Annotated in this window: 24 protein-coding genes; all 24 read left to right on the top strand. The window is 46.7% G+C overall.

The features are described 5' to 3' along the window. The first annotated feature begins 22 nt into the window (after nucleotides 1-22). Nucleotides 23-343: a hypothetical protein gene (locus Q1A86_RS12985; RefSeq protein WP_299807198.1), complete on the top strand. Its 321-nt coding sequence runs from the start codon at nucleotides 23-25 to the stop codon at nucleotides 341-343. A gap of 6 nt (nucleotides 344-349) precedes the next feature. Continuing rightward, entirely contained in the window at nucleotides 350-760 is a 411-nt protein-coding gene (gene fliS, locus Q1A86_RS12980) for a flagellar export chaperone FliS (RefSeq protein ID WP_299807196.1), read from the top strand. Nucleotides 761-1,040: 280 nt separating this feature from the next. After that, the gene (locus tag Q1A86_RS12975) at nucleotides 1,041-2,474 is read left to right on the top strand and encodes a sigma-54 dependent transcriptional regulator (protein WP_299807194.1); all 1,434 of its coding nucleotides are present in this window, start codon (nucleotides 1,041-1,043) and stop codon (nucleotides 2,472-2,474) included. Nucleotides 2,475-2,918: 444 nt separating this feature from the next. Continuing rightward, entirely contained in the window at nucleotides 2,919-4,028 is a 1,110-nt protein-coding gene (locus Q1A86_RS12970; RefSeq protein ID WP_299807192.1) for an ATP-binding protein, read from the top strand. Beyond that, nucleotides 4,021-5,373, top strand: a complete 1,353-nt coding sequence (locus Q1A86_RS12965; RefSeq protein ID WP_299807190.1) for a sigma-54 dependent transcriptional regulator — start codon at nucleotides 4,021-4,023, stop codon at nucleotides 5,371-5,373. The genes Q1A86_RS12970 and Q1A86_RS12965 overlap by 8 nt, the downstream gene beginning before the upstream one ends. A gap of 875 nt (nucleotides 5,374-6,248) precedes the next feature. Then, the gene (fliE, locus tag Q1A86_RS12960) at nucleotides 6,249-6,581 is read left to right on the top strand and encodes a flagellar hook-basal body complex protein FliE (RefSeq protein ID WP_299807187.1); all 333 of its coding nucleotides are present in this window, start codon (nucleotides 6,249-6,251) and stop codon (nucleotides 6,579-6,581) included. Nucleotides 6,582-6,623: 42 nt separating this feature from the next. After that, a complete protein-coding gene (gene fliF / locus Q1A86_RS12955) occupies nucleotides 6,624-8,324 on the top strand; it encodes a flagellar basal-body MS-ring/collar protein FliF (protein WP_299807353.1) in 1,701 nt (566 codons plus the stop codon). Beyond that, nucleotides 8,314-9,363, top strand: coding sequence for a flagellar motor switch protein FliG (gene fliG / locus Q1A86_RS12950; protein ID WP_299807185.1), 1,050 nt, complete (start codon nucleotides 8,314-8,316; stop codon nucleotides 9,361-9,363). The genes fliF and fliG overlap by 11 nt, the downstream gene beginning before the upstream one ends. Continuing rightward, nucleotides 9,363-10,313, top strand: a complete 951-nt coding sequence (fliH, locus tag Q1A86_RS12945) for a flagellar assembly protein FliH (protein ID WP_299807183.1) — start codon at nucleotides 9,363-9,365, stop codon at nucleotides 10,311-10,313. Before fliG ends, fliH begins: the two co-directional genes overlap by 1 nt. After that, the gene (fliI, locus tag Q1A86_RS12940; protein ID WP_299807181.1) at nucleotides 10,285-11,625 is read left to right on the top strand and encodes a flagellar protein export ATPase FliI; all 1,341 of its coding nucleotides are present in this window, start codon (nucleotides 10,285-10,287) and stop codon (nucleotides 11,623-11,625) included. The genes fliH and fliI overlap by 29 nt, the downstream gene beginning before the upstream one ends. A 39-nt stretch (nucleotides 11,626-11,664) precedes the next feature. Then, the gene (gene fliJ, locus Q1A86_RS12935; protein WP_299807179.1) at nucleotides 11,665-12,111 is read left to right on the top strand and encodes a flagellar export protein FliJ; all 447 of its coding nucleotides are present in this window, start codon (nucleotides 11,665-11,667) and stop codon (nucleotides 12,109-12,111) included. A gap of 225 nt (nucleotides 12,112-12,336) precedes the next feature. Then, nucleotides 12,337-13,908 carry a flagellar hook-length control protein FliK gene (locus tag Q1A86_RS12930; RefSeq protein WP_299807177.1) on the top strand — a complete coding sequence of 524 codons (1,572 nt, stop codon included), beginning with the start codon at nucleotides 12,337-12,339 and terminating at the stop codon, nucleotides 13,906-13,908. 89 nt (nucleotides 13,909-13,997) lie between these two features. Then, entirely contained in the window at nucleotides 13,998-14,516 is a 519-nt protein-coding gene (gene fliL, locus Q1A86_RS12925; protein WP_299807175.1) for a flagellar basal body-associated protein FliL, read from the top strand. A gap of 68 nt (nucleotides 14,517-14,584) precedes the next feature. Beyond that, nucleotides 14,585-15,613 (top strand): flagellar motor switch protein FliM, encoded by a 1,029-nt coding sequence (gene fliM, locus Q1A86_RS12920; RefSeq protein WP_299807173.1) that lies wholly within the window; start codon nucleotides 14,585-14,587, stop codon nucleotides 15,611-15,613. 12 nt (nucleotides 15,614-15,625) lie between these two features. After that, nucleotides 15,626-16,006 carry a flagellar motor switch protein FliN gene (gene fliN / locus Q1A86_RS12915; RefSeq protein ID WP_299807171.1) on the top strand — a complete coding sequence of 127 codons (381 nt, stop codon included), beginning with the start codon at nucleotides 15,626-15,628 and terminating at the stop codon, nucleotides 16,004-16,006. A gap of 27 nt (nucleotides 16,007-16,033) precedes the next feature. Next, a complete protein-coding gene (gene fliO / locus Q1A86_RS12910) occupies nucleotides 16,034-16,408 on the top strand; it encodes a flagellar biosynthetic protein FliO (protein WP_299807169.1) in 375 nt (124 codons plus the stop codon). A 10-nt stretch (nucleotides 16,409-16,418) separates the two neighbouring features. Further along, on the top strand, nucleotides 16,419-17,168 hold the full coding sequence (gene fliP, locus Q1A86_RS12905) for a flagellar type III secretion system pore protein FliP (protein ID WP_299807167.1): 750 nt from the start codon (nucleotides 16,419-16,421) through the stop codon (nucleotides 17,166-17,168). A gap of 7 nt (nucleotides 17,169-17,175) precedes the next feature. After that, nucleotides 17,176-17,445 carry a flagellar biosynthesis protein FliQ gene (gene fliQ / locus Q1A86_RS12900; protein ID WP_299807165.1) on the top strand — a complete coding sequence of 90 codons (270 nt, stop codon included), beginning with the start codon at nucleotides 17,176-17,178 and terminating at the stop codon, nucleotides 17,443-17,445. Between the two features lie 135 nt (nucleotides 17,446-17,580). Continuing rightward, nucleotides 17,581-18,381 carry a flagellar biosynthetic protein FliR gene (gene fliR / locus Q1A86_RS12895; protein WP_299807163.1) on the top strand — a complete coding sequence of 267 codons (801 nt, stop codon included), beginning with the start codon at nucleotides 17,581-17,583 and terminating at the stop codon, nucleotides 18,379-18,381. A 68-nt stretch (nucleotides 18,382-18,449) separates the two neighbouring features. Further along, on the top strand, nucleotides 18,450-19,583 hold the full coding sequence (flhB, locus tag Q1A86_RS12890; RefSeq protein WP_299807161.1) for a flagellar biosynthesis protein FlhB: 1,134 nt from the start codon (nucleotides 18,450-18,452) through the stop codon (nucleotides 19,581-19,583). Between the two features lie 265 nt (nucleotides 19,584-19,848). Then, complete coding sequence (gene flhA / locus Q1A86_RS12885; RefSeq protein WP_299807159.1) at nucleotides 19,849-21,948, top strand: flagellar biosynthesis protein FlhA; 2,100 nt, start codon at nucleotides 19,849-19,851, stop codon at nucleotides 21,946-21,948. 11 nt (nucleotides 21,949-21,959) lie between these two features. Continuing rightward, nucleotides 21,960-23,372 (top strand): flagellar biosynthesis protein FlhF, encoded by a 1,413-nt coding sequence (gene flhF / locus Q1A86_RS12880; protein ID WP_299807157.1) that lies wholly within the window; start codon nucleotides 21,960-21,962, stop codon nucleotides 23,370-23,372. A gap of 4 nt (nucleotides 23,373-23,376) precedes the next feature. Then, complete coding sequence (locus Q1A86_RS12875; protein ID WP_012154630.1) at nucleotides 23,377-24,258, top strand: MinD/ParA family protein; 882 nt, start codon at nucleotides 23,377-23,379, stop codon at nucleotides 24,256-24,258. Further along, nucleotides 24,251-24,970 (top strand): RNA polymerase sigma factor FliA, encoded by a 720-nt coding sequence (locus tag Q1A86_RS12870; protein ID WP_299807155.1) that lies wholly within the window; start codon nucleotides 24,251-24,253, stop codon nucleotides 24,968-24,970. Before Q1A86_RS12875 ends, Q1A86_RS12870 begins: the two co-directional genes overlap by 8 nt. The last annotated feature ends 23 nt before the right edge of the window (nucleotides 24,971-24,993 follow it).

Here is a 24,993-nt window from a genome sequence, read left to right as displayed (position 1 = left end):
TTAGTTAGTTTAGGAGTTTAGTTTGCAGTCTTTATCTGAGTTAAACCAAGAACTGGAGAAGGTGTTAGTCACTCTTAATCAAGTCGTAGCTGAAGATGAGTCTACCGATGAGTTGGTATCATATTTGCAAGAACTTGTTGGGAAGCGTCAACTTTTACTCGCAAGCACATTTGCTAATGCAACCGATGCCGATGCTGCACAGTTGAAAGAGCAGCTATTGATAACGCAATCATTTGAGGCTAAAGCTAAAGTGATTAAGGAACATCGGCAATCCCTGCTTCATGCTGGGCGTAAAAGTAAACGACAGCTGAATGTTTACAAGGCTATAGATGCTAATAGGTAGGTTAAAATGAGAAGTTCTCTTCAATCATATCGAAAGGTTTCGCTAGAAAGTGAGATAGCAGTCGCATCACCACATCGCATCATTCAAATGATGTTTGATGGTGCGTTGCAACGTATTGCACAGAGTCGCTATGCGATTGAAAATAATGACCTTGCTAATAAAGGTATATTTATTGGTAAAGCTATCGGGATCATTACTGGTTTGAACAACAGTTTGAATATGGAAGCGGGTGGTGATGTTGCCAAGAATCTTAATGATCTTTACGACTTTATGCTGCGCCGGATCTCTGAAGCAAATTTAAATAATGATGTGAAGGCATTAGATGATGTCAGTGCGATCATTAGAACGATTAAAGAAGGTTGGGACGCCATTCCAGCTGATAAGCATCATATTGACTCTCATGCAGATGCTATATAGAAGTTGAGAGTAAAGAGGGGACAATTATGTCTCCTTTTTGTCACCTGTCAAAAATACGTCTAACTACTGATTGTAAAGTAGAGTTTTTAACCTAAAACTTACTAAGCTCCTCATAAAATACATCAGGGGCTTGCTAATAACGGGCTGATAATACACTATTCTATTTAGTAGATATTTGAGGATAACTCTAGATAACTACTGGCTTGAACAATTAGCTTGAGAAAAGCAACGAACACTAATAATTAATGCGCTGAAATATTTGAGCCTAACGGCCTTCGGAATGATGCAAACAGATCAACGAATTCTACTTGTCGGTAACCAGTCAGAGCGAATTAATCGCTTATCGTGTGTATTTGAGTTTTTAGGAGAGCAGGTCGAGTTGATCGACTTCGATAAACTTGAAACGCATACTAAACAGACGCGCTTTCGTGCGATTGTTTTACCCTCTGAGAACCAACCGAAAGAACTTATCCAGTCATTGACTGGTACGCTTCCATGGCAGCCTTTTTTGATGCTAGGGGAAAGAGGCGACATTAAAACGTCGAATATTCTCGGCTGCATTGAAGAACCTTTAAACTATCCACAGTTAACAGAGTTACTTCACTTTTGTCAGGTCTATGGTCAAGTTAAGCGTCCAGAGATCCCAACCAGTGCAAATCAGACTAAATTATTTAGAAGTTTAGTGGGCCGTAGTGAGGGGATTGCTAATGTTCGTCACCTTATTAATCAGGTGGCTAGCTCTGAGGCTACGGTACTCATACTAGGGCAATCAGGTACGGGTAAAGAGGTTGTTGCTCGTAATATTCACTATATTTCAGATCGCCGTGACGGGCCGTTTATTCCAGTCAACTGCGGCGCAATCCCTCCAGAATTATTGGAGAGTGAGCTTTTTGGTCATGAAAAGGGTTCATTCACTGGCGCAATTAGTGCACGTAAAGGCCGGTTCGAACTTGCTGAGAAAGGCACCTTATTCCTCGATGAAATTGGCGATATGCCACTGCAGATGCAAGTTAAATTATTACGTGTTCTGCAAGAGCGTATGTTTGAGAGAGTCGGCGGCAGTAAGTCGATTTCAGCCGATGTTCGCGTTGTCGCCGCAACCCATAGAAACTTGGAAACCATGATTGAAAAGGGGGATTTTCGAGAAGATCTCTACTATCGCCTCAATGTTTTCCCTGTCGAAATGCCTGCCTTGTGTGAGCGCAAAGAAGATATTCCACTATTACTGCAAGAATTAGTTAGCCGAGTATATAACGAAGGTCGCGGTCGTGTTCGCTTCACTCAGCGAGCTATCGAGTCTTTGAAAGAGCATTCTTGGTCGGGTAACGTACGTGAACTGTCTAACTTGGTTGAGCGTTTAACGATTCTTTATCCGGGTGGATTGGTCGATGTTAATGACTTGCCTATCAAGTATCGCCATATCGATGTTCCTGAGTATTGCGTTGAAGTAAGTGAAGAGCAACTTGAACGTGATGCTTTGGCTTCTATCTTTAATGATGAAGAGCCAATAGAGATCCCTGAGACACGATTCCCGAGTGAGTTGCCACCTGAAGGGGTCAACTTAAAAGACTTATTGGCAGAGCTTGAGATCGATATGATCAGACAAGCACTGGATCAACAAGATAGCGTGGTTGCCCGCGCAGCAGAAATGCTAGGTATTCGCCGTACCACCTTAGTTGAGAAAATGCGTAAGTACGGGTTAAGTAAAGACTAAAGCCAAGAAGGGCGCCCTGCGGGCTGCTAGGACGTTCGCAGGCTCACTCACAGAACGCTTTGCTTCTAGGCCCTAGGAAAAGCACAAGCAAAGTCAAAAGCATGCATAGGTTTATGTATGTTATTGCTTTAGTCTTTATGCTTTCCTAGGATCTCGAAGTCGCAACGCGACGCCCTCGCAGTGACGTAGTCACGTCCTCGCAGCGTAGCGTCCTTCGCCGATTTTCCGTAAGCGAAGCGTTCCGTAGTGACCTGCAATTCAATTAAATAGTCACGTGCCGTAAGGCCGCTGGCCGTTCCATCTCTGCATTTCCGTCTCAGCTTTAACCTAGAACCTAGAAGTCACGAAGTGACGCCCTCGCAGCGCAGCGTCCTTCTTTCAAAAACAACTGGCATAATTCCTGCTTGACCCCCATTCAAATGCAGTTTTTTTGACGGGGTTACCATGTCAGCTATTCCACAGTCACAAGTCGAGGCCAGCGATTCAGCCAGCGCAAGAGCGGCGAAGCGCCCGCACTTGGTTGACGTTCAGCAAGCCGCTAATATGTCTAATCGTATGGATCATATTCTGCAGGCGATGCCATCTGGGGTGGTGATTATCAGCGGTGATGGCATTGTTACCGAGGCTAACCCGGTCGCAGTCGAGCTCTTAGGCAGTCCATTAGAAGGCCAACGCTGGCTGCAAATCATTAACCGTGCATTCTCGCCACAAGATGATGATGGTCATGAAGTATCATTGCGTAACGGTCGCCGAGTAAAACTTGCGATTACACCGCTTACGCCAGAGCCCGGTCAGCTTATCGTGCTGACGGATTTAACAGAAACCCGTTTGCTGCAAAAAAACTTATCGCACCTACAAAGGTTATCGGCGTTGGGGAAGATGGTGGCAACGCTTGCCCATCAAGTGCGAACGCCTTTAAGTGCAGCTCTGCTATATGCCTCAAACTTGGCGAGTCCTAAAATATCAGAGGACTCGCGTAAGCGCTTTCAAGGCAAGCTAGTCGACAGACTCAATGAGTTAGAGCATCAAGTTAACGATATGCTATTAATGGCCAAAGGGCGTCAACAGGAACTCGACTCAATTCTGGTCATCGACGAAGTAGTCGATAATGTATTAAGTAATTGTCAGCCAATAGCGGAGCAAAAAGGCTGTAAGCTGATATTTAACAATGAATCAAAACAGAAAGTTCGTGCTAATGATGCGGCGCTTTGCTCGGCAATAAATAACCTTGTGATGAACAGTTTAGAAGCTGAGGCTAGCCAAATTACCTTGCACGCATATGACACTCAAACCGCATTACACCTAGATGTTATCGATAATGGTAAGGGGCTAGATGCCAACATGCAGCAAAAGGTACTAGAGCCATTCTTTACGACTAAGTCTCAAGGTACAGGTTTAGGTTTAGCCGTGGTTCAGGCGGTGGTGAATAATCATGGCGGTAAGATGCAGTTCAGTTGTCATCTAGGTAATGGCTGTACGGCTTCGCTGAAGTTTCCATTGCTTTCGCTCAATAAGGCTCACAATGAAACTCAAGGAGATAATGAGCATGTCTGAAGGTAGATTGTTACTCGTTGAGGACGATGCTTCGCTGCGTGAAGCACTGCTCGATACCTTGATGTTAGCTCATTATGACTGTGTCGATGTCGCTTCGGCAGAAGAAGCTATTTTGGCGCTAAAGGGGCAAGCTTTCGATATGGTGATAAGCGACGTGCAAATGGAGGGCGTTGGAGGCATAGGCTTGCTCAACTATATGCAGCAACATCACCCCAAAATTCCAGTATTGTTGATGACCGCATATGCGACCATAGATAACGCGGTCAATGCGATGAAACTTGGCGCGGTCGATTATTTGGCTAAGCCGTTTTCGTCAGAGGTACTCCTCAATCAAGTCTCTCGTTATATGCCTGCCAAAGTGGTGGAAGGCACGCCAATCGTTGCCGATGAAAAGAGTATTGCACTGTTGGCATTGGCGCAGCGGGTTGCAGCATCAGATGCCTCTGTGATGATCATGGGGCCGAGCGGTAGTGGTAAAGAGGTATTGGCGCGCTATATTCATCAGAACAGTCAACGTGCCGAACAGCCATTTGTCGCGATTAACTGTGCGGCCATCCCTGAAAATATGCTTGAGGCGACATTGTTTGGCTATGAGAAGGGCGCTTTTACCGGCGCTTATCAAGCCTGTCCTGGCAAGTTTGAACAGGCACAAGGTGGCACTTTGCTGCTTGATGAAATATCTGAGATGGAAGTCGGCTTGCAAGCCAAGCTGCTGCGGGTACTACAAGAGCGCGAAGTTGAGCGTTTAGGCGGCCGTAAAACGATTAAGCTCAATGTACGGGTGTTGGCCACCTCGAATCGCGACCTTAAAGCCATGGCGTCATCGGGCGAATTTAGGGAAGACTTGTACTACCGAATTAATGTCTTCCCGCTGACTTGGCCGTCATTAAGCCAACGACCAGCGGATATCTTGCCACTAGCAAGGCATCTGTTGCAACGCCATGCGTTACTTGCCAACCGCAGTGAAGTGCCAGAATTTAGTGAGTGCGCCACCCGCCGCCTATTGACTCATCGGTGGCCGGGCAACGTACGCGAACTCGATAATGTGGTGCAAAGAGCACTCATCCTATCTGTGTCGGCAGAGGTGACGGCGGCAGATATTATTATCGACTCGCAAGAGCTAGGTTTTACTGCCGAGGTAATACCTATGGCTGAAAGTAAACCTGTTGAACTTGATGGTTTAGGTGACGAGTTAAAGGCACAAGAGCATGTGATTATTTTGGAGACCTTAACTCAGTGTGACGGCAGTCGTAAGCTTGTCGCCGAGAAGCTAGGTATTAGTGCCAGAACACTGCGTTATAAGATGGCTAAAATGCGCGAACTAGGCATACAAATACCGGCTTAAAAGCTAAGAAGGACGAGTCAAAGGCTGAGATGAACGCTTCGCTCACGGAAAACGGAACGTTCGCAGGCTCACTCACAGATAAGGTTCTAGGACGTTCGCAGGCTCACTTACGGAACGCTGCGCTGACGGTACAAGCTAAGATAAACCTAGAGCGGACTTCGTCCTTCGAGGGCGCTGCGCTTCTAGGTCCTAGGAAAAGAACAAGAGCCGAACGCTTCGCTCACGGAAGACAGAACGTTCGCAAGCTCACTTACGGAACGCTGCGCTGACGGTACAAGCTAAGATAAACCTAGAGCGGACTTCGTCCTTCGAGGGCGCTGCGCTTCTAGGTCCTAGGAAAAGCACAAGAGCCGAACGCTTCGCTCATGGAAGACAGAATGTTCGCTGCGCTGACAGTAAAAGCTGAGAGCACATAAAATAATTTTTTGTAGGTTGGGCTTCAGCCCATCAATCAGGGAGGTAAACACAAGGTTTGTCGGGATAAATCCCGACCTACGTTAAAAAAGGGCTAGGAAGAGACGGTACAAGCTAAGATGGTACAAGATTTTCCGATTTTTTCGTCTTAGCTTCATTCGGCTCTAAATCGTTTATGCTTTTATCTGTTTTACCGTAAGTGTAGCGTTCCGTAAGGCCGCAGGCCGTTCGTCTTCGCTTTTCCTAGTACCTAGGACCTTCTTTTATCGCAGGCCGTTCGTGTTTGCTTGTTCGTCGCGGCTTTTTCTAGAAGGGCGTAGCCCGTCCTCGCAGTGACGTAGTCACGTCCTCACAGCGTAGCGTCCTTCTCAGCTTTAACCTTCCGTTGAACAACTGGCAAGCAAATTGCATTATCTAGCTATATCAACATTTTCGTCAAGAAATCGACATGGGAGATAGCTATGCAAATAGGTGCGAATTCATTACTGCAAGAGATGCAGTCACTCAATGGTCAAATCGGCACTTCAAGCATTCAAACTGGGATCACGCGTCAGGTTCAAAATACCTCGGGCAGTGATTTTGGTCAGTTGCTCTCCCAAGCTGTTGGAAATGTGAGCGAACTTCAATCAAACGCTGCTAATCTCGCCACTCGACTCGATATGGGAGATACCACAGTGACGTTATCTGATACCGTGATCGCCAGAGAAAAATCGAGTGTTGCTTTTGAGGCAACGGTACAAGTACGAAATAAGCTTGTAGAAGCTTATAAAGAAATTATGAGTATGCCTGTTTAGGCCTTTATCACTTAAACGTAGGGTACAACAGTGAGTACAGAAATGGTCGTAGGAACAGGCTCTGGTTTAGCAGCGAGTCCACAAACATCAGGCGTTCAAGAAGAGCATAAGCCAGGCATTATGGGCTCCCTTGGTGGCGTCGATATGCTACGTCAAGTGACTATGATTCTGGCACTTGCTATCTGTCTAGCCGTGGCTGTTTTTGTCATGATCTGGGCGCAAGAGCCAGAATATCGCCCTCTGGGACAGATGAACACCGCAGAAATGGTGCAAGTTTTGGATGTGCTTGATAAAAATCAAGTTAAGTACGAAATCCAAGGCGATGTTGTAAAAGTTCCTGAAGATAAATATCAAGATGTGAAAATGTTATTGAGCCGCGAAGGGCTAGATAACCAAGAAGCCAATAATGACTTTTTAAATAAAGACAGTGGTTTTGGTGTAAGTCAGCGCATGGAGCAGGCGCGTCTTAAACATAGCCAAGAGCAAAACCTTGCCCGCGCTATCGAAGAGTTAAAGAGCGTCTCTCGTGCCAAAGTGATTCTAGCCTTACCGAGAGAGAACGTGTTTGCCCGCAACCGCTCTAAACCAAGTGCAACCGTAGTGGTGAGTACTCGTCGTAGTGGTTTAAGTCAGGAAGAAGTCGACTCAATTGTCGATATCGTCGCCTCTGCCGTTCATAACCTCGAACCGAACAAGGTTACAGTCACCGATGCAAACGGTCGTCTGTTAAACTCCGGAACCCAAGATGGCGCTTCTGCCATTGCCCGCCGCGAGCTTGAAATCGTTCAGCAAAAAGAGTCTGAATATCGCACTAAGGTCGAGTCGATTTTAATGCCTATCCTAGGCCCTGAGAATTTTACCTCTCAGGTCGATGTCAGCATGGATTTTACCGCCGTTGAGCAAACAGCAAAGCGCTATAACCCTGATTTACCCGCGCTAAGAAGCGAGATGGTGGTCGAAAATAACTCCGCAGGCGGTACTAGCGGTGGTATTCCTGGCGCATTGTCTAATCAACCTCCTATGGATGCCGATATTCCTCAGGAAGTTAATGCTGTTGAGACGGTAAAACAAACATCAGGTAGTTCTCATAAAGAAGCAACCCGAAACTTTGAGCTTAATACCACTATTAGCCACACTCGCCAGCAAGTGGGTACCCTAAGACGTGTGAGTGTATCGGTTGCGGTTGATTTTAAAAATGGCCCTGTATCGGAAGATGGTAGTGTTAACCGCGTACCACGTACCGAGCAAGAACTGGCCAATATCCGCCGCTTGCTTGAAGGGGCGGTTGGTTTTAATACTCAACGCGGCGATATTATTGAAGTGGTTACCGTGCCATTTATGGATCAGCTTATCGAAGATGCGCCAGCACTAGAGATGTGGGAACAACCTTGGTTCTGGCGTGCGGTAAAGTTAATGCTCGGTGCGCTGGTTGTTTTAGTGTTGATTCTGGCTGTCGTTCGTCCAATGCTGAAAAAACTGGTTTATCCTGATAGCGTCAAAATGCCCGATGAGCCACAAACTGGCGGTGAACTCGCTGAAATTGAAGATCAGTATGCAGCCGATACCTTAGGCATGCTACAACGCCCCGAGGCAGAATACAGCTATGCCGATGATGGTTCTATTATGATCCCTAATCTGCATAAAGACGATGACATGATTAAGGCTATTCGTGCACTAGTGGCTAATGAGCCTGAACTATCGACACAAGTCGTGAAAAACTGGTTACTTGAAGATGACAAATAATACCAATGTAGAAGTTAAGCCTGAAGCTGCGGCCTTAAAGACAAGTGATTTAAGTGGCATCGAGAAAACCGCAATTTTGTTATTAAGCCTGAGTGAGAGTGATGCTGCGTCTATCCTAAAGCACCTTGAGCCTAAGCAGGTGCAGAAAGTGGGTATGGCGATGGCGGCGATGCAAGACTTTGGACAAGAGAAAGTCATTGGCGTTCACAAGCTGTTTCTTGATGAAATTCAAAAATACTCTTCTATTGGTTTTAACAGCGAAGAGTTTGTTCGTAAAGCCCTAACGGCGGCATTAGGCGAAGACAAAGCGGGTAACCTGATTGAGCAGATCATCATGGGTGGCGGCGCCAAAGGCCTAGATTCACTTAAGTGGATGGACGCTCGTCAGGTCGCGACGATTATTCAAAACGAACATCCTCAGATTCAAACTATCGTACTGTCTTACCTTGAGCCGGATCAGGCGGCAGAGATTTTTGGCCAGTTCCCTGAAAATACTCGTTTAGACCTGATGATGCGAATTGCTAACCTTGAAGAGGTGCAGCCTGCGGCATTGCAAGAACTTAACGATATCATGGAGAAACAGTTTGCTGGTCAAGGTGGTGCACAGGCCGCTAAGATGGGTGGCTTAAAAGCCGCGGCAAATATCATGAACTACCTTGATACTGGGGTTGAGAGTCACTTGATGGAGACAATGCGCGAATCTGACGAAGAAATGGCGCAACAGATCCAAGACTTGATGTTTGTATTTGAGAACCTCAGTGAGGTTGATGATATGGGCATACAGGTTCTACTGCGTGAAGTGCAGCAAGATGTATTGATGAAGGCACTGAAAGGTGCGGATGATCAGCTCAAAGAGAAGCTACTCAGCAATATGTCTAAGCGTGCAGCAGAGTTGCTTAGAGATGATTTAGAAGCCATGGGCCCAATTAGAATTAGTGAAGTTGAAGTCGCTCAGAAAGAGATCTTATCTATTGCACGTCGCTTGAGTGACAGCGGAGAGATCATGCTTGGCGGTGGAGGCGGTGAAGAGTTTCTATAATGACTGAACCTAAAAAGCCTCAAGGCGCCAGCATCAATACTAGTGGTGAATTTGAACACTGGGAGCTGCCGGAGATCCGCAAAGAGCAGGCTCCCTCTTCACTGAATATGTTCGGTCGTCACAGCTTGCAACTGCCGGCCGAGGAGCTAGCCGAAGTTGAGTCTATACTGCCGCCGACCTTAAGCGAGATTGAAGATATTCGCGCTCATGCAGAGCAAGAAGGCTTTGCCGAAGGGCAAGAGAAAGGGCATAGCGAAGGCTTAGAAAAAGGCCGCTTAGAGGGGCTTGAACAGGGACACTCCGAGGGCTTTTCTCAAGGTCAGCAGCAAGGTTATCAAGAGGGGTTACAAGCGGCATCTGAGATGCTGCAACGTTTCGAAAGCCTGTTGAGTCAGTTTGAGGCGCCTTTATCTATTTTAGATACCGAAATTGAAAAAGAGCTGCTTAATACCTCAACGGTATTGGCAAAGGCTGTTATTGGTCATGAGCTAAAAACTCATCCCGAGCATATTTTAGCGGCGCTGCGTCAGGGCGTTGACTCATTGCCGATAAAAGAGCAAAAGGTCAATATTCGGGTCACGCCGAGTGATGAGATGCTGATCTCCGAGCTCTACTCTCACTCTCAGCTAGAACGAAACCGCTGGGAAATCGAAGCCGATCCGAGCTTAACCGCGGGTGACTGCATCATCAACAGCGGCCGCAGCCATATCGATATGACTGTTGAGACCCGCATTCAGAGCGTTTTCTTAGAATTAGATAAGCATCAGCAAGATCTATTGCAGCTAAAAGAGCAGCAAGAAGACGCGCTACTCGCACAAAGACAGGCTCTAGTTAATCAAGGTGCTGCAGAGATAGAAGCAACCGATAACGCAGTCGATAATCAACAAGCCACAGCTTCTTTAAATACAAACGAAGGTGAGCATGCCGACCCGTCAGCACCAACTCCGTAATAAGCTGGCTCAACATCAGCAAAAAGTGCACCCATTTCTGGTTGAGGCAAGTGGTCAACTAGTGCGAGTGGTGGGCTTAACCTTAGAAGCAACCGGTTGCCGGGCAGCAGTTGGTAGCTTGTGCGCCATCGAGACCATGTCTGGCGATCTGATTGCCGAGGTTATCGGCTTTGATGATCAGCTGCTCTATCTCATGCCTATTGAAGAACTGCGCGGTGTACTCCCTGGCGCTAAAGTGACGCCGTTAGGTGAACAATCTGGTTTAAATGTGGGTTTATCACTCCTTGGTCGGGTACTCGACGGCAGTGGTTTACCTATCGATGGCTTAGGCAATTTAAAGACAGATCAGAAAGCTTCAAGTCATGCTCCTGCTATTAACCCCCTTGCAAGACGCGCCATCAGTGAGCCTTTAGATGTTGGCGTGAGAGCCATCAATTCTATGCTCACCGTAGGTAAGGGCCAGCGTATGGGATTATTCGCAGGCTCGGGCGTAGGTAAGAGTGTGCTACTGGGCATGATGACTAGAGGCACCACGGCCGACATTATTGTTGTGGGGCTTGTTGGTGAGCGTGGCCGAGAAGTGAAAGAGTTTATCGAAGAGATTTTAGGGCCAGAAGGGCGAGCGCGATCTGTCGTGGTCGCAGCGCCTGCCGATACTTCCCCCCTGATGCGTCTTCGCGCCTGTGAAACGTCGACTCGTATTGCCGAGTATTTTCGAGACTTGGGTTATAACGTGCTACTGCTCATGGATAGCTTAACTCGCTATGCCCAGGCGCAGCGTGAAATAGCCTTGGCCGTCGGTGAGCCGCCGGCGACTAAAGGTTATCCACCATCGGTGTTTGCCAAGCTGCCTAAGTTGGTCGAGCGAGCTGGTAATGGTGGTGGAAAGCAAGGTTCCATTACTGCGTTTTATACCGTATTAACCGAGGGGGATGACTTGCAAGATCCCATCGCCGACGCCTCAAGGGCGATCCTCGATGGTCATATCGTGCTGTCACGAAGCCTTGCCGACTCTGGCCACTATCCTGCCATCGATATCGAAGCCTCGATCAGTCGTGTTGCGCCTATGGTGATAACTCCTGAACATCTAGAAGCCATGCGCAAAGTGAAACAGGTATACTCGCTTTACCAGCAAAATAAAGACTTGATCTCCATTGGTGCCTATAGCCAAGGCAGCGATCCGCGCATCGACAATGCGATTCGATTACAGCCGGCTATGAACGCCTTTTTAAGGCAAACGATGAAAGACTCCGTTACCTTTGACAGCAGCACCTTGATGTTGAGTCAATTAGGGGCCCAATGCCAAGCCTAATCAATTTTTACGTAGTGCTAAATAACGAGATCGCGAATCATGGCTAGAACCGAGCCCTTATTGATGGTGCTAAAGCTTGCCGAAGACGCAGAAGAGCAGGCGTCGTTACAACTTCGTTCAGCGCAGCTTGAGTTGCAAAGACGGCAAAACCAGTTAGAGGCCCTGCAAAACTATCGCCTCGATTATATGAAGCAGATGGAGCAACAGCAGGGACAAACGATTAGCGCCAGCCACTATCATCAGTTTCATCAATTTGTGCGCCAAATCGATGCGGCGATTGTACAGCAGGTCAATGCGGTGCAAGATGCCGATAATCAACGTCAGCACAGGCAAGTGCATTGGCAAGAGAAGCAGCAGAAGCGTAAAGCGGTCGAGTTGCTCTTAGCCAATAAAGCGCAAAAGGCACAACTGGCGGAATTACGTGCCGAGCAGAAGATGGTTGACGAGTTTGCCTCACAGCAGTTTTATCGTAAAAGGCAGCGATAATCGGTTATTTACTTGAACCTTAAACTAATTTAACAACTTAATTTTTAACCTCTTTTAATTATCCCCATAGATTATCAAGCCCCTTCCTTGCTAGAACCCAAGGTTTTAAATACGACTACTTTTGGCATCATTATTGCTTTATTTATTCTTGATTGGCCAAATTTAGCGGTATTTTGACATTCGGTTGGGTTGCCGAGTGTTTATTGATGAGTGAATGGAGATGGAATGCAGCAGGTGACCAATGTTTTACTCAGTAGCCCTGACTCGAATAGAAAGGTTGCTGATCGTCAGAGTCAGTCCACTGAACCTAAGACTAATCCCGAAGGGGATAGTTTTTCTGCCGCACTAGAAAAGGCGGCGAGTCAGGCTCGTGATAAACAGGCTGAGTTAAATGCCAAGCAAACTACAGAAGCTCAATCGACTAGTGAGCAGGCGTCTAATAAAGGCGAGTTAGCCGACAGTCAAGAGAAAGGAAACACCGACTCCTTAGGCGCTAATCAAGATCAAGAGCAGACTGTTCAAAGTTCTGCTCCCCAAAGCTCTGATGATGAAGGTTCAGACGATGTCAGTCAGGTGTTTGCACAGATTCATTTAGCTAACAATTTTGGCGGTGACTCACAGCTTGCCGTTAACGGCGAAAATTTGCCGTTATCTCCTGAGTCGATAGGAACTGAGTCTATTGAACAAGAATTGAATAGTGATGATTTAACCGCTAGCGAGCTGTCTGATGAAGCGCTGCTTACACTTAGCCAACAAACAGGCCTATCTGAGCAAGAGCTGAGTCAGCTCTCATCTTCAGAACTTAAAACTCTGCTGCAGCAAGGGCAAATGCTTGATGCTAATGGTGCTTTAAAGCCAGAGTTTGCTGCGATATCTTCGCTACAGCTGAACTCAGCTGCAACGAGTGCTAACGTGACCAAAGATGAGATCGCATCGACAGCCGATAAAACCCTTGTGGGTAACGCAGCGACTGATGCTAAGGGGCTTAATACCACTGATGTAAAGGGCACTAATACTGGGCGCGACATTTTCGGTAAAGAGGTTTCAGGGCAAGTAGCGGCGAATGATGGGGGCAGTGAACCAGCAAAATCTGCTCTAAATGGCGAAAGCGCGAATTCCGCCAATACAACTACTATAACCAGTAGCACAGCGACCTCGGTAGAGCAGCTAAAGGGCGCAGAGCTATCGGTTCGTACCACGGCAGTTCAAGCCGGACTCGAGGCAAACCTCGCGGGTGTGAGTGAAGAAGGCAATTCTGAGCTGAAATCCTTTGCGGGTATGCAGAGTCAAGCTCTACAGCAACAATCGGCAACAAATCGCCCGGACTTGCCTCAGTTCAATTTGTCGCTAAAACAAGCTAGTGAACAGACGCCGCAAATGCAGCAGATGATCCAGCGTTTCTCACCTGTTATGAATCAGCAGCTAATAACCATGGTCAGTAACGGCATTCAGCAGGCCGAAATTCGCTTAGACCCACCTGAGTTAGGCCAGATGATGGTGCGGATCCAGGTTCAAGGTGATACCACACAGGTGCAATTTCAGGTGAGTCAGCATCAAACTCGCGAGCTCGTTGAGCAAGCGATGCCAAGATTACGTGAAATGTTAGCCGAACAAGGTATGCAGCTTACCGACGGGCAAGTATCTCAAGGTGACGGTGGAACCGGCCAAGGTGAGCAGGGCTCTGGCGCTGGTAATGGCAGAACTGGGGCTGAAACGGATGAAATTTCGGCAGAAGAGATGCTAACAAGGTCAAATCTATCAACAAGTTCGGCTTCAGGTATAGATTATTATGCATAAGCAGGTAACCTATAGTGCACAGAATAAAGTGCACCGGAATATTGATAAAGAGTGCTGAGCTTATTTAGCACTCTAACTAGGGAAGACACATGGCAGAAGAAGCGGCTTTAGAGCTAGAAGACGGCGTCAAACCAAAAAGTAAAAAGAAACTGATTATATTCGGTGTGGGCGGCGTGGTACTACTGATTGTCATTGCACTCACAACCTGGTTGTTATTGGGAACAGACGAAACTTCTGAGTCAGGGAGTACCGCTGAAGGGCCCGTTACAGAGCAAGCGGCTAGAACTGGGGAAGCCTATTATGCGGCGATGCCAAGGCCTTTCCTTTTTAACCTCTCTGATAACGGTCGTACCCGCTTAGTCGAGATAAAAGTACAGTTGATGGTACGTGGTAACGATGACGATACTCTGATTCGAAAACATATCCCGCTTATTGAAGATGCGTTGTTGACCACTTTTAGTGGATCGGATGTTCAAAAGTTAAGTTCACCGGCGGGCAAAGACGAATTACGTCAGTTAGCGCTGCGTAATGTGCAAAACACCCTGCAGCCAGTAACAGGCCGTACTGTGGTGGAAAAAGTGTTGTTTACCGGCTTTGTGATGCAATAACGCCCTTAAGTGTTACTAAGGGTTATTTGCTTCAATAAAAGCGATTATTTTTAAATAAAGGCGATATCGTGAGTGATTTATTAAGCCAAGACGAAATTGATGCGCTGCTCCACGGAGTCGATGATGTTGATGAAGACATTATTGACGACAACGAGCTAGACGCCCGTTCCTATGATTTCTCGTCCCAAGACAGAATCGTACGTGGTCGTATGCCAACGCTTGAGATCGTCAATGAGCGTTTTGCTCGCCACTTGCGGATCAGCATGTTTAATATGATGCGCCGCGCCGCTGAAGTGTCAATTAATGGCGTTCAGATGCTTAAGTTTGGTGAGTACGTACATACTCTGTTTGTACCGACCAGCTTGAACATGGTGCGCTTTAGTCCACTTAAAGGCACGGCATTAATTACCATGGAAGCGCGCCTAGTTTTTATCTTGGTGGATAACTTCTTCGGTGGTGATGGTCGTTTTCATGCCAAGATCGAGGGGCGTGAATTTACCCCGACTGAACGTCGTATTGTGCAGCTGTTATTAAAGATTATTTTCGAAGACTATAAAGAAGCCTGGGCGCCAGTGATGGAAGTTCAGTTCGACTATCTGGATTCTGAAGTTAACCCAGCCATGGCTAATATTGTTAGCCCAACAGAAGTGGTTGTGGTGAGCTCATTCCATATCGAAGTCGATGGTGGTGGCGGTGATTTCCATATTACCATGCCGTATTCCATGATTGAGCCTATCCGTGAACTGCTTGATGCGGGTGTACAGAGTGATACCCAAGATACCGACATGCGTTGGTCTCAGGCACTGCGTGATGAGATCATGGATGTGGATGTGGGGATCGATGCCACGATAGTCGAGCACAAGTTAACTTTAAGGGAAGTACTCGAATTTAAAGCGGGAGATGTTATTCCTGTAGAGCTTCCTGAACACATTATCTTGAAGGTTGAAGACTTACCCACTTACCGTTGTAAGATGGGTAAAGCCAAAGATAACCTAGCATTAAAAATTTGCGAAAAAATTCCACGACCTGAAACGGTTAAGACAGAGTTGCAGCTCGTGACCCATAAGGGCCGTGCTCGTGAACGTTCTGAGATATAAGGTGAAGAGTAAATGAGTACAGATAGCGGTGATGATTGGGCTGCAGCAATGGCAGAGCAAGCAATTGAAGAAGCCAAAGCGGTTGAATTAGATGAGTTTAGCAGTGACGGATCCCCTCTGACTGAAGAGGAAGCATCAAAGTTAGATGCAATTATGGATATTCCGGTCACCATCTCTATGGAAGTGGGTCGTAGCTTTATCAATATTCGTAACTTATTGCAGTTAAACCAAGGCTCAGTGGTGGAGCTTGACCGCGTTGCGGGTGAGCCATTAGATGTGATGGTTAACGGTACCTTGATTGCTCACGGTGAAGTGGTCGTGGTGAATGATAAATTTGGTATTCGTCTAACGGATGTGATCAGCCAAACTGAGCGCATCAAAAAGCTTAAGTAATAACAAGGTTATGTCAGAGGACGTTAGATGAGTTTTCAATTGGTTTTAGCCAATGCCAGTGCTGTAGCTGCTCAAGCTGAAGCGCCTGCTTCACCAACGAGCATAGCCACGCTTTCGAGTATGGTTGGCGGTTTGATCGTCGTGTTGTTATTAATTTTCTTTCTCGCTTACCTTGTTAGGCGCTTTAATTTAGTGCCAAGCAGCCAAGGGGTGTTAAAGACGATTGCCGTGACCCCATTAGGCCAGAAAGAGAAGCTGGTGCTAATTGAAGTCGATGGTCAACAATACCTGCTGGGCGTAACATCTCAGCAGATCAGCCTAGTCGATAAGTTATCGACACCTGTCGAGGTGTCGACTGAGTCCTTTGCTAGCCGCCTACGTCAAGCCAAGACGTCACAATGAAGACATCACAATGATGAAATGGATTTTAGTTATTGTCGGTTTGACTCTGTCATTAACTGCGCCAGCAGCCTTTGCTGAAAATGGCATTTTGCCAGCAGTGACAGTGTCGACCGGCGCGGATGGTTCGACCCAATATTCCGTCACCATGCAGATCTTGCTGTTGATGACAGCATTAAGCTTCATCCCAGCTATGGTCATCATGTTAACCTCGTTTACCCGAATTATTGTGGTGTTATCGATTCTGCGCCAAGCAATTGGCTTGCAGCAAACACCTTCTAATCAGGTGTTAATCGGCATCAGCATGTTTATGACATTTTTTATTATGTCGCCGGTATTTGACAAAATTTACGATCAAGCTGTACAGCCCTATATCGAGCAAGGCATGCCACTGCAGGATGCATTTACTAAGGGGCAGGGGCCGCTTAAAGACTTTATGCTGGCGCAGACGCGCTTAACCGATCTCGATACCTTTATCGAAATCTCTGGCTATCAAAATATCAATGAACCAGAAGATGCACCCATGACAGTCATCATTCCGGCATTCATCACCAGCGAGCTTAAAACCGCTTTCCAGATTGGTTTTATGTTGTTTGTGCCATTTTTGGTGCTAGATTTGGTGGTAGCCAGTATCTTGATGGCCATGGGTATGATGATGTTATCGCCGATGATTGTGTCATTGCCGTTTAAGATCATGCTATTTGTATTAGTCGATGGTTGGAGCCTAGTGATGGGCACATTAGCCAACAGTTTTGGATTATAGGTAAGCCATGAGTCCTGAATCGCTAGTTGATATCTTTCGAGAAGCATTGGCTGTTATCGTCATTATCGTGTCGATGATTATTGTGCCAGGTCTTATCATAGGTCTCGTGGTGGCAGTGTTTCAGGCTGCGACCTCTATCAACGAGCAAACCTTGAGCTTTCTTCCACGCTTGCTTACTACCTTGTTAGCACTGATGTTGATGGGCCACCTTTTGATCCAGATGATGATGGACTTCTTCGTGCAGATGGTCGACATGATCCCTCAAGTCATTGGCTAATTATTTTTAGTCATAGGTGAACTAATTGCTGGAGCTTTTTAACATGGATTTACACTTCCCTGTGTCGAAAATGATGTGCTTGCGGGTGATAGCTTAACGATGAGTCGTTTCCTCGCCGCTAGCAGACTGATCTAAATGGAGATCTTACTCGATACCATCATGAATGGCATTGCCGGTTATCTGTGGCCTTTAACCCGAATTTCTAGCATGTTTATGGTGATGGCGGTCTTTGGTGCAACCACGACTCCGACTCGGGTGAGACTGTTGCTGTCGGTTACGGTCACCGCTGCTGTAGCGCCAGTTTTACCTGCCATGCCAAACATCGATTTATTCTCCTTAAGCGCCGCATTTGTTACCGCTCAGCAGATCATTATCGGTGTCGCCATGGGCTTTGCGACTTTGTTATTGATGCAAACCTTTGTCCTTACTGGTCAAATCATCGGCATGCAAACCAGTCTAGGTTTTGCGTCAATGGTCGATCCTAGCTCTGGCCAGCAGACCCCAGTCGTGGGTAACTTTTTCTTGCTATTAACCACAGTAATTTTCTTAGCGGTAGATGGTCACCTTCTGTTGATTAAAATGGTTATTGCCAGTTTCGAGTCGATCCCTGTATCGATGCAGGGGCTAAGCCTAGCAAGTTATCGCTTATTTACCGAGTTCGTGGGTTATATGTTTGGCGCAGCCTTAACAATGTCACTTTCTGCGATTGTGGCGCTATTGACGATTAACCTCTCCTTTGGTGTGATGACTCGTGCGTCACCTCAGTTAAATATTTTTGCTATTGGTTTTCCGGTCACCATGGTTGCGGGTTTATTTATTTTATGGCTAACCCTATCGCCAATCATGTCTCACTTCGACGAGGTATGGCGTGAAACCCAAATCCTGTTGTGTAATGCACTTGAACTGCAATGTAGCGTCGATGGTGGGCTTAACTAATGGCGGTGTATTCAGTCTCGTTAATAGAGAGCGACTCGTTACCTCCCGCGCTAGGAGGGCGGCCATAAATGGCTGAAAACGATAGTAGTCAAGAAAAAACAGAGGAAGCAACCTCCAGGAAGTTGCAACAGGCCAAAGACAAAGGGCAGGTTGCACGCTCTAAGGACCTAGGTACCTCTGCTGTGCTCATTGCGGCCTCGGTCGGCCTGTTAATGACGGGTCCTAATATTGCTCAGGCCATGCATAACATCATGAGCAATATGTATACCCTAAGTCGGGACGAGATCTTTGATACTAACCAGATGATGAATGTTTGGGGGATGGTGGGCAGCGAGTTAGCTTTTCCTTTACTGGGTTTTATTCTATTTCTAGCACTAATCGCCTTTGCAGGTAACATAGCTCTTGGCGGGATCTCCTTCTCCGTGAGTGCTTTTATGCCAAAGGCCAGTAAAATGAGCCCCGTCGCCGGGTTTAAGCGGATGTTTGGTGTTCAGGCTCTAGTTGAATTGACCAAGGGTATCGCCAAGTTTTCTGTCGTGGCGATTACTGCCTACCTGTTATTGAATGTTTATCTCAACGACATCCTGTTGCTGTCCCAAGAGCACCTGCCAGGCAATATTTATCATGCACTGGACTTAATTGTGTGGATTTTTATATTGCTCTGCGCGTCGACCTTTCTGATTGTGATGATAGATGTGCCGTTTCAGATCTGGAATCACGCTAAACAGCTAAAGATGACCAAACAGGAAGTCAAAGATGAATATAAAGATACCGAGGGTAAGCCTGAGGTAAAGGGACGTATTCGTCAGTTGCAGCGTGAAATGGCACAAAGGCGAATGATGGGTGAAGTGCCCAATGCCGATGTGATAGTGGTTAACCCGGAGCATTATGCCGTAGCGGTAAAATATGACGCGGGTCGCTCAACTGCGCCTTTTGTGGTAGCGAAAGGCGTAGATGAGGTCGCCTTTAAAATTCGCGAGATCGCTCGTGAACATGACGTGGCAATTGTCTCTGCGCCGCCGCTTGCTCGTGCCATTTACCATACCACCAAAATAGACCAAGAGATCCCAGAAGGCTTGTTTACTGCTGTCGCTCAGGTGCTTGCCTACGTATTCCAATTACGCCAATACCAAAAAGGCAAAGGCCGCAGGCCTAATCCTATTCCTACTAAGCAGCCTATCCCTGAGGATCTAAAGCATTAATAACAATCCAGCATTAATAACAATCCAGCATTAACTGGTTACCAGCTATGAGTGACCTTTTGACATCCTGATTTAAGTTATCCAGATGCGGTGTCGCTTATCAGTGTATTGTAAATTGTTATCTATGCCTAAAAATGCAACATTTGAATCGCCAAATATTCTTTGTTGTCCGCTTTCAGGTTATAGTCCTTAACATATCAATAAAAATAATTGGTACAGTATTTGCTGTATTGACGCTAGACGTCAAAGATCGGACTCAGGGTGAATGGAACTTAAAGCAAGTCTAGGCCAGTTAAAACAGATAAAGCCTGCACATTTAAAAGGTATTGGTACGCCGTTATTAGTCTTAGCCGCACTGGCTATGATTATTTTACCTATGCCAGCGTTCCTGCTCGATATCCTTTTTACATTCAATATCGCATTGGCACTGGTGGTGCTTCTGGTTGCCATCTATAGCGACCGCCCGCTTGATTTTGCCGCTTTCCCGACGGTCTTACTGGTCGCAACCTTACTCAGACTTGCCCTAAACGTCGCCTCTACCCGTGTGGTGCTACTAGAAGGTCACAACGGTGGTGATGCGGCTGGTAAGGTAATTGAAGCGTTTGGCTCTGTAGTGATTGGCGGCAATTACGCCGTGGGTCTGGTGGTGTTTTTAATCCTTATTATCATTAACTTTGCTGTTGTGACTAAGGGTGCTGGGCGAATATCTGAGGTGAGTGCTCGCTTCACCCTAGACGCCATGCCAGGTAAGCAGATGGCAATCGATGCCGACTTAAATGCTGGGTTACTCTCCCAAGAAGAAGCTAGAGCTCGGCGCGCCGAAGTGACTCGTGAAGCCGACTTCTATGGTGCCATGGACGGTGCGTCAAAGTTTGTGAAGGGTGATGCGATAGCGGGCATTCTAATTTTGGTTATCAACATTGTTGGTGGCTTTATTATCGGTATGGCGCAACACGGTTTAGATTTCTCATCAGCGGTTGAGATCTATACCCTACTGACGATTGGTGACGGCCTAGTGGCGCAGATCCCTGGTCTTCTATTATCGATTGCGGCAGCCTTGATGGTCACGCGCCAAAATGAATCTGGCGATATGGGCGAGATGGTAATGGGGCAGATGTTTGACAGCCCTAAGTCTCTAGCCATTGCTTCGGCTGTAATGTTAGTGATGGGTCTTGTGCCTGGTATGCCACATTTTGTGTTCTTATCATGTGCTGTGATAGCGGGCGCTGCGGCATACTTAATTAAGAAAAAGAAAGACACAGATAGAGAACGCGCTCTTGAGCTTGCTAAGAGCGGCCCTGCTGAGCCTCGCGACGCTCAGCCTAAAGAGTTAAGTTGGGACGATGTGCAGCATGTTGACACCATTGGCCTAGAAGTTGGCTATCGATTAATTCCACTTGTAGATAAAGGCCAAGGCGGTGAGCTACTTGGCCGCATTAAAGGCGTACGTAAGAAGTTATCTCAAGAGCTAGGTTTCTTAGTGCCAGCGGTGCATATTCGTGACAACTTAGACTTATCCCCCAATGCCTATCGGATCTCTCTTATGGGTGTAGCTTCGGGAGAGGCTGAAATTCGTCATGACTGTGAACTTGCGATTAACCCCGGCCAAGTTTATGGAAAATTAGATGGTATCGAAACCAAAGATCCTGCTTTTGGCTTAGATGCGGTGTGGATTGCCCCTGAGATGCGTGAGCACGCACAGACTTTAGGTTATACCGTTGTGGATGCTTCCACGGTAGTGGCCACTCACATCAGTCAGCTACTGACCAATAATGCTGCCAAGTTACTAGGCTATGAAGAGGTACAGCAGTTACTTGAGATGTTAGGCAAGCATTCCCCTAAGTTGGTCGATGGCTTTATTCCCGATGTCATGCCGCTGGGTACGGTCGTGAAGGTGATGCAGAACCTGCTTAATGAAGGCGTGTCAATTCGAGACATGAAGACCATAGTTCAAACTTTACTTGAGTATGGTCCTAAGAGTAGTGACACTGAGGTGTTAACCGCTGCCGTTCGTATCGCCCTAAAACGTATGATAGTGCAGGAAATCAGCGGGCCTGAGCTTGAAATTCCCGTCATAACTTTGGCGCCAGAGTTGGAACAAATGTTGCATCAGTCTATGCAGGCGACGGGAGCAGATGGTCCGAATATCGAACCAAGCCTTGCAGAGCGCATGCAGAAGTCATTAGTGGACGCCACACAGCGTCAAGAAATGGTGGGGCAACCCGCGATTTTACTGACATCAGGCATGTTACGCTCAACCTTGTCGCGATTCGTTAAGCATACGATCCCTAATTTACGGGTGATTTCATATCAGGAAGTCCCCGACGAGAAGCAGATACGCATCGTCTCGGCAGTGGGTCAGTAGAGGTCGGATAATTGAAGATTAAAAGATTTTTAGCAAAAGATATGCGCTCGGCCTTAGCCCAAGTTAAAGAAACCTTGGGGTCTGATGCCGTGATCATGTCGAACAAGAAAGTGACTGGTGGCATTGAGATTGTTGCTGCGGTTGACTATGACGATCCTAAGCCAAAGATTGCAGAGGCTAAGCCGTCAGCTGGCATGTTCACCGATCTTGCAGAAGAGAGAGTAACCTTAGGTGCGCAGTCGGGTGGTAAGGGGCCAAATGTAAGGGCTGAAAGTCGTGCGAATCCCACGCCAGCTCCCGATTCACTACAAGCGTTGCTAGAGCGTCAGCAGAGTCGTATCAGTCAGCAAACTCAGCCTAGAAACAGTGACGAGCTTGATATGCCTGAATGGGCCAAAGGGCTGCAGGCGCAGGTGAAAAAACCGGAACCCGTTAAAGCAGAGTTTACGCCAAACCGTGCTCCAGACAGTTTCAATGGTCATAAGCAAAACAACAGTGCTGAAATTGATGCGATGAAAGAAGAATTAGCATCAATTCGAAATTTATTAACGCATCAAGTGAGTAGCTTGATGGTCGAACAGAAAAATCGCGTCGACCCCGTCGGTGCAATGCTTGAGAGCAAATTGCTAGACGCAGAGTTTTCGCCAGCGATTGCCAAGAAGTTATCGAGCCTTAGTGAGCATTACTCTCCAGCGGAATTAGTCGCCTCTTTGCCACGTAGTTTAGCTAATATGCTAGACAACCAAGGTGATGATATCGTGCGTCAAGGTGGAGTGGTGGCGTTTGTTGGCCCAACGGGTGTCGGTAAGACAACCACTGTGGCTAAATTAGCAGCGCGTTTTGCCGCTTATCATGGCTCAGATCAAGTTGCTCTCATTACAACGGACCATTATCGCATTGGAGCCTTTGAGCAATTAGCAACTTATGGCAAGATAATGGGGTGCCCCGTAAAACAGGCTCATGATTTTAATGAGTTAGAACAAATACTCTACCAGTTCAGGAACCGTAAGTTGGTTCTAATTGATACGGCAGGTATGGGGCAAAGAGATCAGCGTTTATTCCAGCAACTCGATAGCTTAGCCGCAAATAGCAGATTACCCATACGCAGTTATCTGGTAATGTCTGCAACAGGGCAACGCCGTGTATTAGAAGATGCTGTAAAACAGTTTACACGTATTCCACTTTCGGGTGCAGTACTGACAAAATTAGATGAATCAATTTCTTTAGCGCCAGCGTTAAGTGTCTTGATTCAAAGCGGGTTGCCTTTAAGTTATGTAACGGACGGACAAAGAGTTCCTGAAGATATGCAGGTGGCAGATACATTATCGTTAGCCAATCGCGCATTAACAGCATTAGATAACAAACCTATAGAACCATTACATAATAGTGAAAGGTCGCAAGAGATGACCTATGCATTTGAGTGAAGCCATGACTCCGGATCAAGCAAGCGGTTTACGTATGATGAATCAGCCAAATAATGAAAAAGTAAAAGTGATCGCCGTATCAGGTGGTAAAGGTGGCGTTGGTAAAACCAGCGTGTCAATTAACACCGCTGTCGCGTTAGCCGAAAAGGGTAAACGTGTACTGGTTTTAGACGCCGATTTAGGTTTAGCGAACGTCGATGTGATGTTAGGTTTACGCGCAGAGCGAAATTTATCTCATGTTTTGTCGGGAGATGCCGAATTAGATGATGTGATCCTGCGAGGACCGAAAGGTATTGGTATTATTCCAGCCACTTCGGGTACTCAGGCTATGGTTGAACTGACTCAAGCTCAGCATGCCGGTCTTATTCGTGCGTTTAGCGAAATGAGAACCCAATTTGATATCTTGATTGTCGATACGGCAGCGGGAATTTCAGATATGGTTCTGAGTTTTTCGCGTGCGTCACAAGACGTGCTAATTGTGGTATGTGATGAGCCGACCTCAATTACCGATGCTTATGCGTTGATTAAGATCTTGAGTCGTGAGCACGGTGTGTTCCGCTTTAAGATTGTGGCTAATATGGTACGTAGCTTACGTGAAGGCATGGAGTTGTTCGCTAAATTAAGCAAGGTGACGGACAGATTCCTCGATGTAGCACTAGAGCTCGTAGCCACTGTGCCATTTGATGAGAATTTACGTAAATCGGTGCGTAAGCAAAAGTTGATTGTTGAGGCATTTCCTAAGTCGCCTGCAGCGATTGCTTACCAGGGGTTAGCGAATAAAATCATGAGCTGGCCTGTGCCATCTCAACCGGGTGGTCATTTAGAATTTTTCGTTGAACGTCTAGTGCAACGTCCTGATTATCAAGAGGATAAATCGGGTGAATAAAGCGGCTGCGTATACTCGTTTTGATAACAAGACGTCTATCGTTGAACAGTATGCACCGCTTGTAAAAAGAATAGCCCATCATCTTTTGGCTCGTTTACCTGCATCAGTTCAGTTAGATGACTTGTTGCAGGCAGGCATGATGGGGCTACTCGAAGCGTCATCAAACTTTGATGGTAGTAAGGGCGCCAAGTTCGAAACCTTTGCCGGTATTCGAATTCGGGGTTCAATGTTAGATGAAATTAGGCGAGGCGACTGGGTACCCCGTTCGGTACATAGAAATCAGCGCCGCGTGGCTCAGGTCATAGATGAACTTGAGCAGGAGTTAGGCCGTGATGCTCGTGATGGCGAGATCGCCGAGCGACTCGAGGTTTCACTTGAAGAATACCATACCATTTTAAACGATGTTTCGGTCGGCAAAGTGGTAGGTATAGAAGATTTAGGCGTAGCTGTTGATGGAATAAATCCTGAAGACGGTCACGAAGACGATGCTTATGAATCACTTGCTGAAGTCGAGTTCCATTCAGCGCTCGTCGCAGCGATTAAGTTATTACCAGAAAGAGATGCGCTGGTCTTGTCGCTTTATTACGATGAAGCATTAAATTTAAAAGAGATTGGGGCCATTCTTGAGGTCAGTGAGTCTAGAGTCAGCCAGATCCATAGTCAGGCGATGCTCAGACTCAAAGGTAAGCTCAAGCATTGGACACAAGAATAAAATCATAATCACTGATAGCACAT

The organism is uncultured Shewanella sp. (assembly GCF_947497935.1).
In the GTDB taxonomy this organism is placed as follows: domain Bacteria; phylum Pseudomonadota; class Gammaproteobacteria; order Enterobacterales; family Shewanellaceae; genus Shewanella.
This window is presented reverse-complemented; position numbering and strand designations above follow the sequence as displayed.

What these genes read in the sequence shown, in the direction of transcription:
- fliS (WP_299807196.1), top strand. Translation starts at nt 350, where the DNA reads ATGAGAAGTTCTCTTCAATCATATCGAAAGGTTTCGCTAGAAAGTGAG.
- Q1A86_RS12975 (WP_299807194.1), top strand. Translation starts at nt 1,041, where the DNA reads ATGATGCAAACAGATCAACGAATTCTACTTGTCGGTAACCAGTCAGAG.
- Q1A86_RS12970 (WP_299807192.1), top strand. Translation starts at nt 2,919, where the DNA reads ATGTCAGCTATTCCACAGTCACAAGTCGAGGCCAGCGATTCAGCCAGC.
- Q1A86_RS12965 (WP_299807190.1), top strand. Translation starts at nt 4,021, where the DNA reads ATGTCTGAAGGTAGATTGTTACTCGTTGAGGACGATGCTTCGCTGCGT.
- fliE (WP_299807187.1), top strand. Translation starts at nt 6,249, where the DNA reads ATGCAAATAGGTGCGAATTCATTACTGCAAGAGATGCAGTCACTCAAT.
- fliF (WP_299807353.1), top strand. Translation starts at nt 6,624, where the DNA reads ATGGTCGTAGGAACAGGCTCTGGTTTAGCAGCGAGTCCACAAACATCA.
- fliG (WP_299807185.1), top strand. Translation starts at nt 8,314, where the DNA reads ATGACAAATAATACCAATGTAGAAGTTAAGCCTGAAGCTGCGGCCTTA.
- fliH (WP_299807183.1), top strand. Translation starts at nt 9,363, where the DNA reads ATGACTGAACCTAAAAAGCCTCAAGGCGCCAGCATCAATACTAGTGGT.
- fliI (WP_299807181.1), top strand. Translation starts at nt 10,285, where the DNA reads ATGCCGACCCGTCAGCACCAACTCCGTAATAAGCTGGCTCAACATCAG.
- fliJ (WP_299807179.1), top strand. Translation starts at nt 11,665, where the DNA reads ATGGCTAGAACCGAGCCCTTATTGATGGTGCTAAAGCTTGCCGAAGAC.
- Q1A86_RS12930 (WP_299807177.1), top strand. Translation starts at nt 12,337, where the DNA reads ATGCAGCAGGTGACCAATGTTTTACTCAGTAGCCCTGACTCGAATAGA.
- fliL (WP_299807175.1), top strand. Translation starts at nt 13,998, where the DNA reads ATGGCAGAAGAAGCGGCTTTAGAGCTAGAAGACGGCGTCAAACCAAAA.
- fliN (WP_299807171.1), top strand. Translation starts at nt 15,626, where the DNA reads ATGAGTACAGATAGCGGTGATGATTGGGCTGCAGCAATGGCAGAGCAA.
- fliO (WP_299807169.1), top strand. Translation starts at nt 16,034, where the DNA reads ATGAGTTTTCAATTGGTTTTAGCCAATGCCAGTGCTGTAGCTGCTCAA.
- fliP (WP_299807167.1), top strand. Translation starts at nt 16,419, where the DNA reads ATGATGAAATGGATTTTAGTTATTGTCGGTTTGACTCTGTCATTAACT.
- fliQ (WP_299807165.1), top strand. Translation starts at nt 17,176, where the DNA reads ATGAGTCCTGAATCGCTAGTTGATATCTTTCGAGAAGCATTGGCTGTT.
- fliR (WP_299807163.1), top strand. Translation starts at nt 17,581, where the DNA reads ATGGAGATCTTACTCGATACCATCATGAATGGCATTGCCGGTTATCTG.
- flhB (WP_299807161.1), top strand. Translation starts at nt 18,450, where the DNA reads ATGGCTGAAAACGATAGTAGTCAAGAAAAAACAGAGGAAGCAACCTCC.
- flhA (WP_299807159.1), top strand. Translation starts at nt 19,849, where the DNA reads ATGGAACTTAAAGCAAGTCTAGGCCAGTTAAAACAGATAAAGCCTGCA.
- Q1A86_RS12875 (WP_012154630.1), top strand. Translation starts at nt 23,377, where the DNA reads ATGACTCCGGATCAAGCAAGCGGTTTACGTATGATGAATCAGCCAAAT.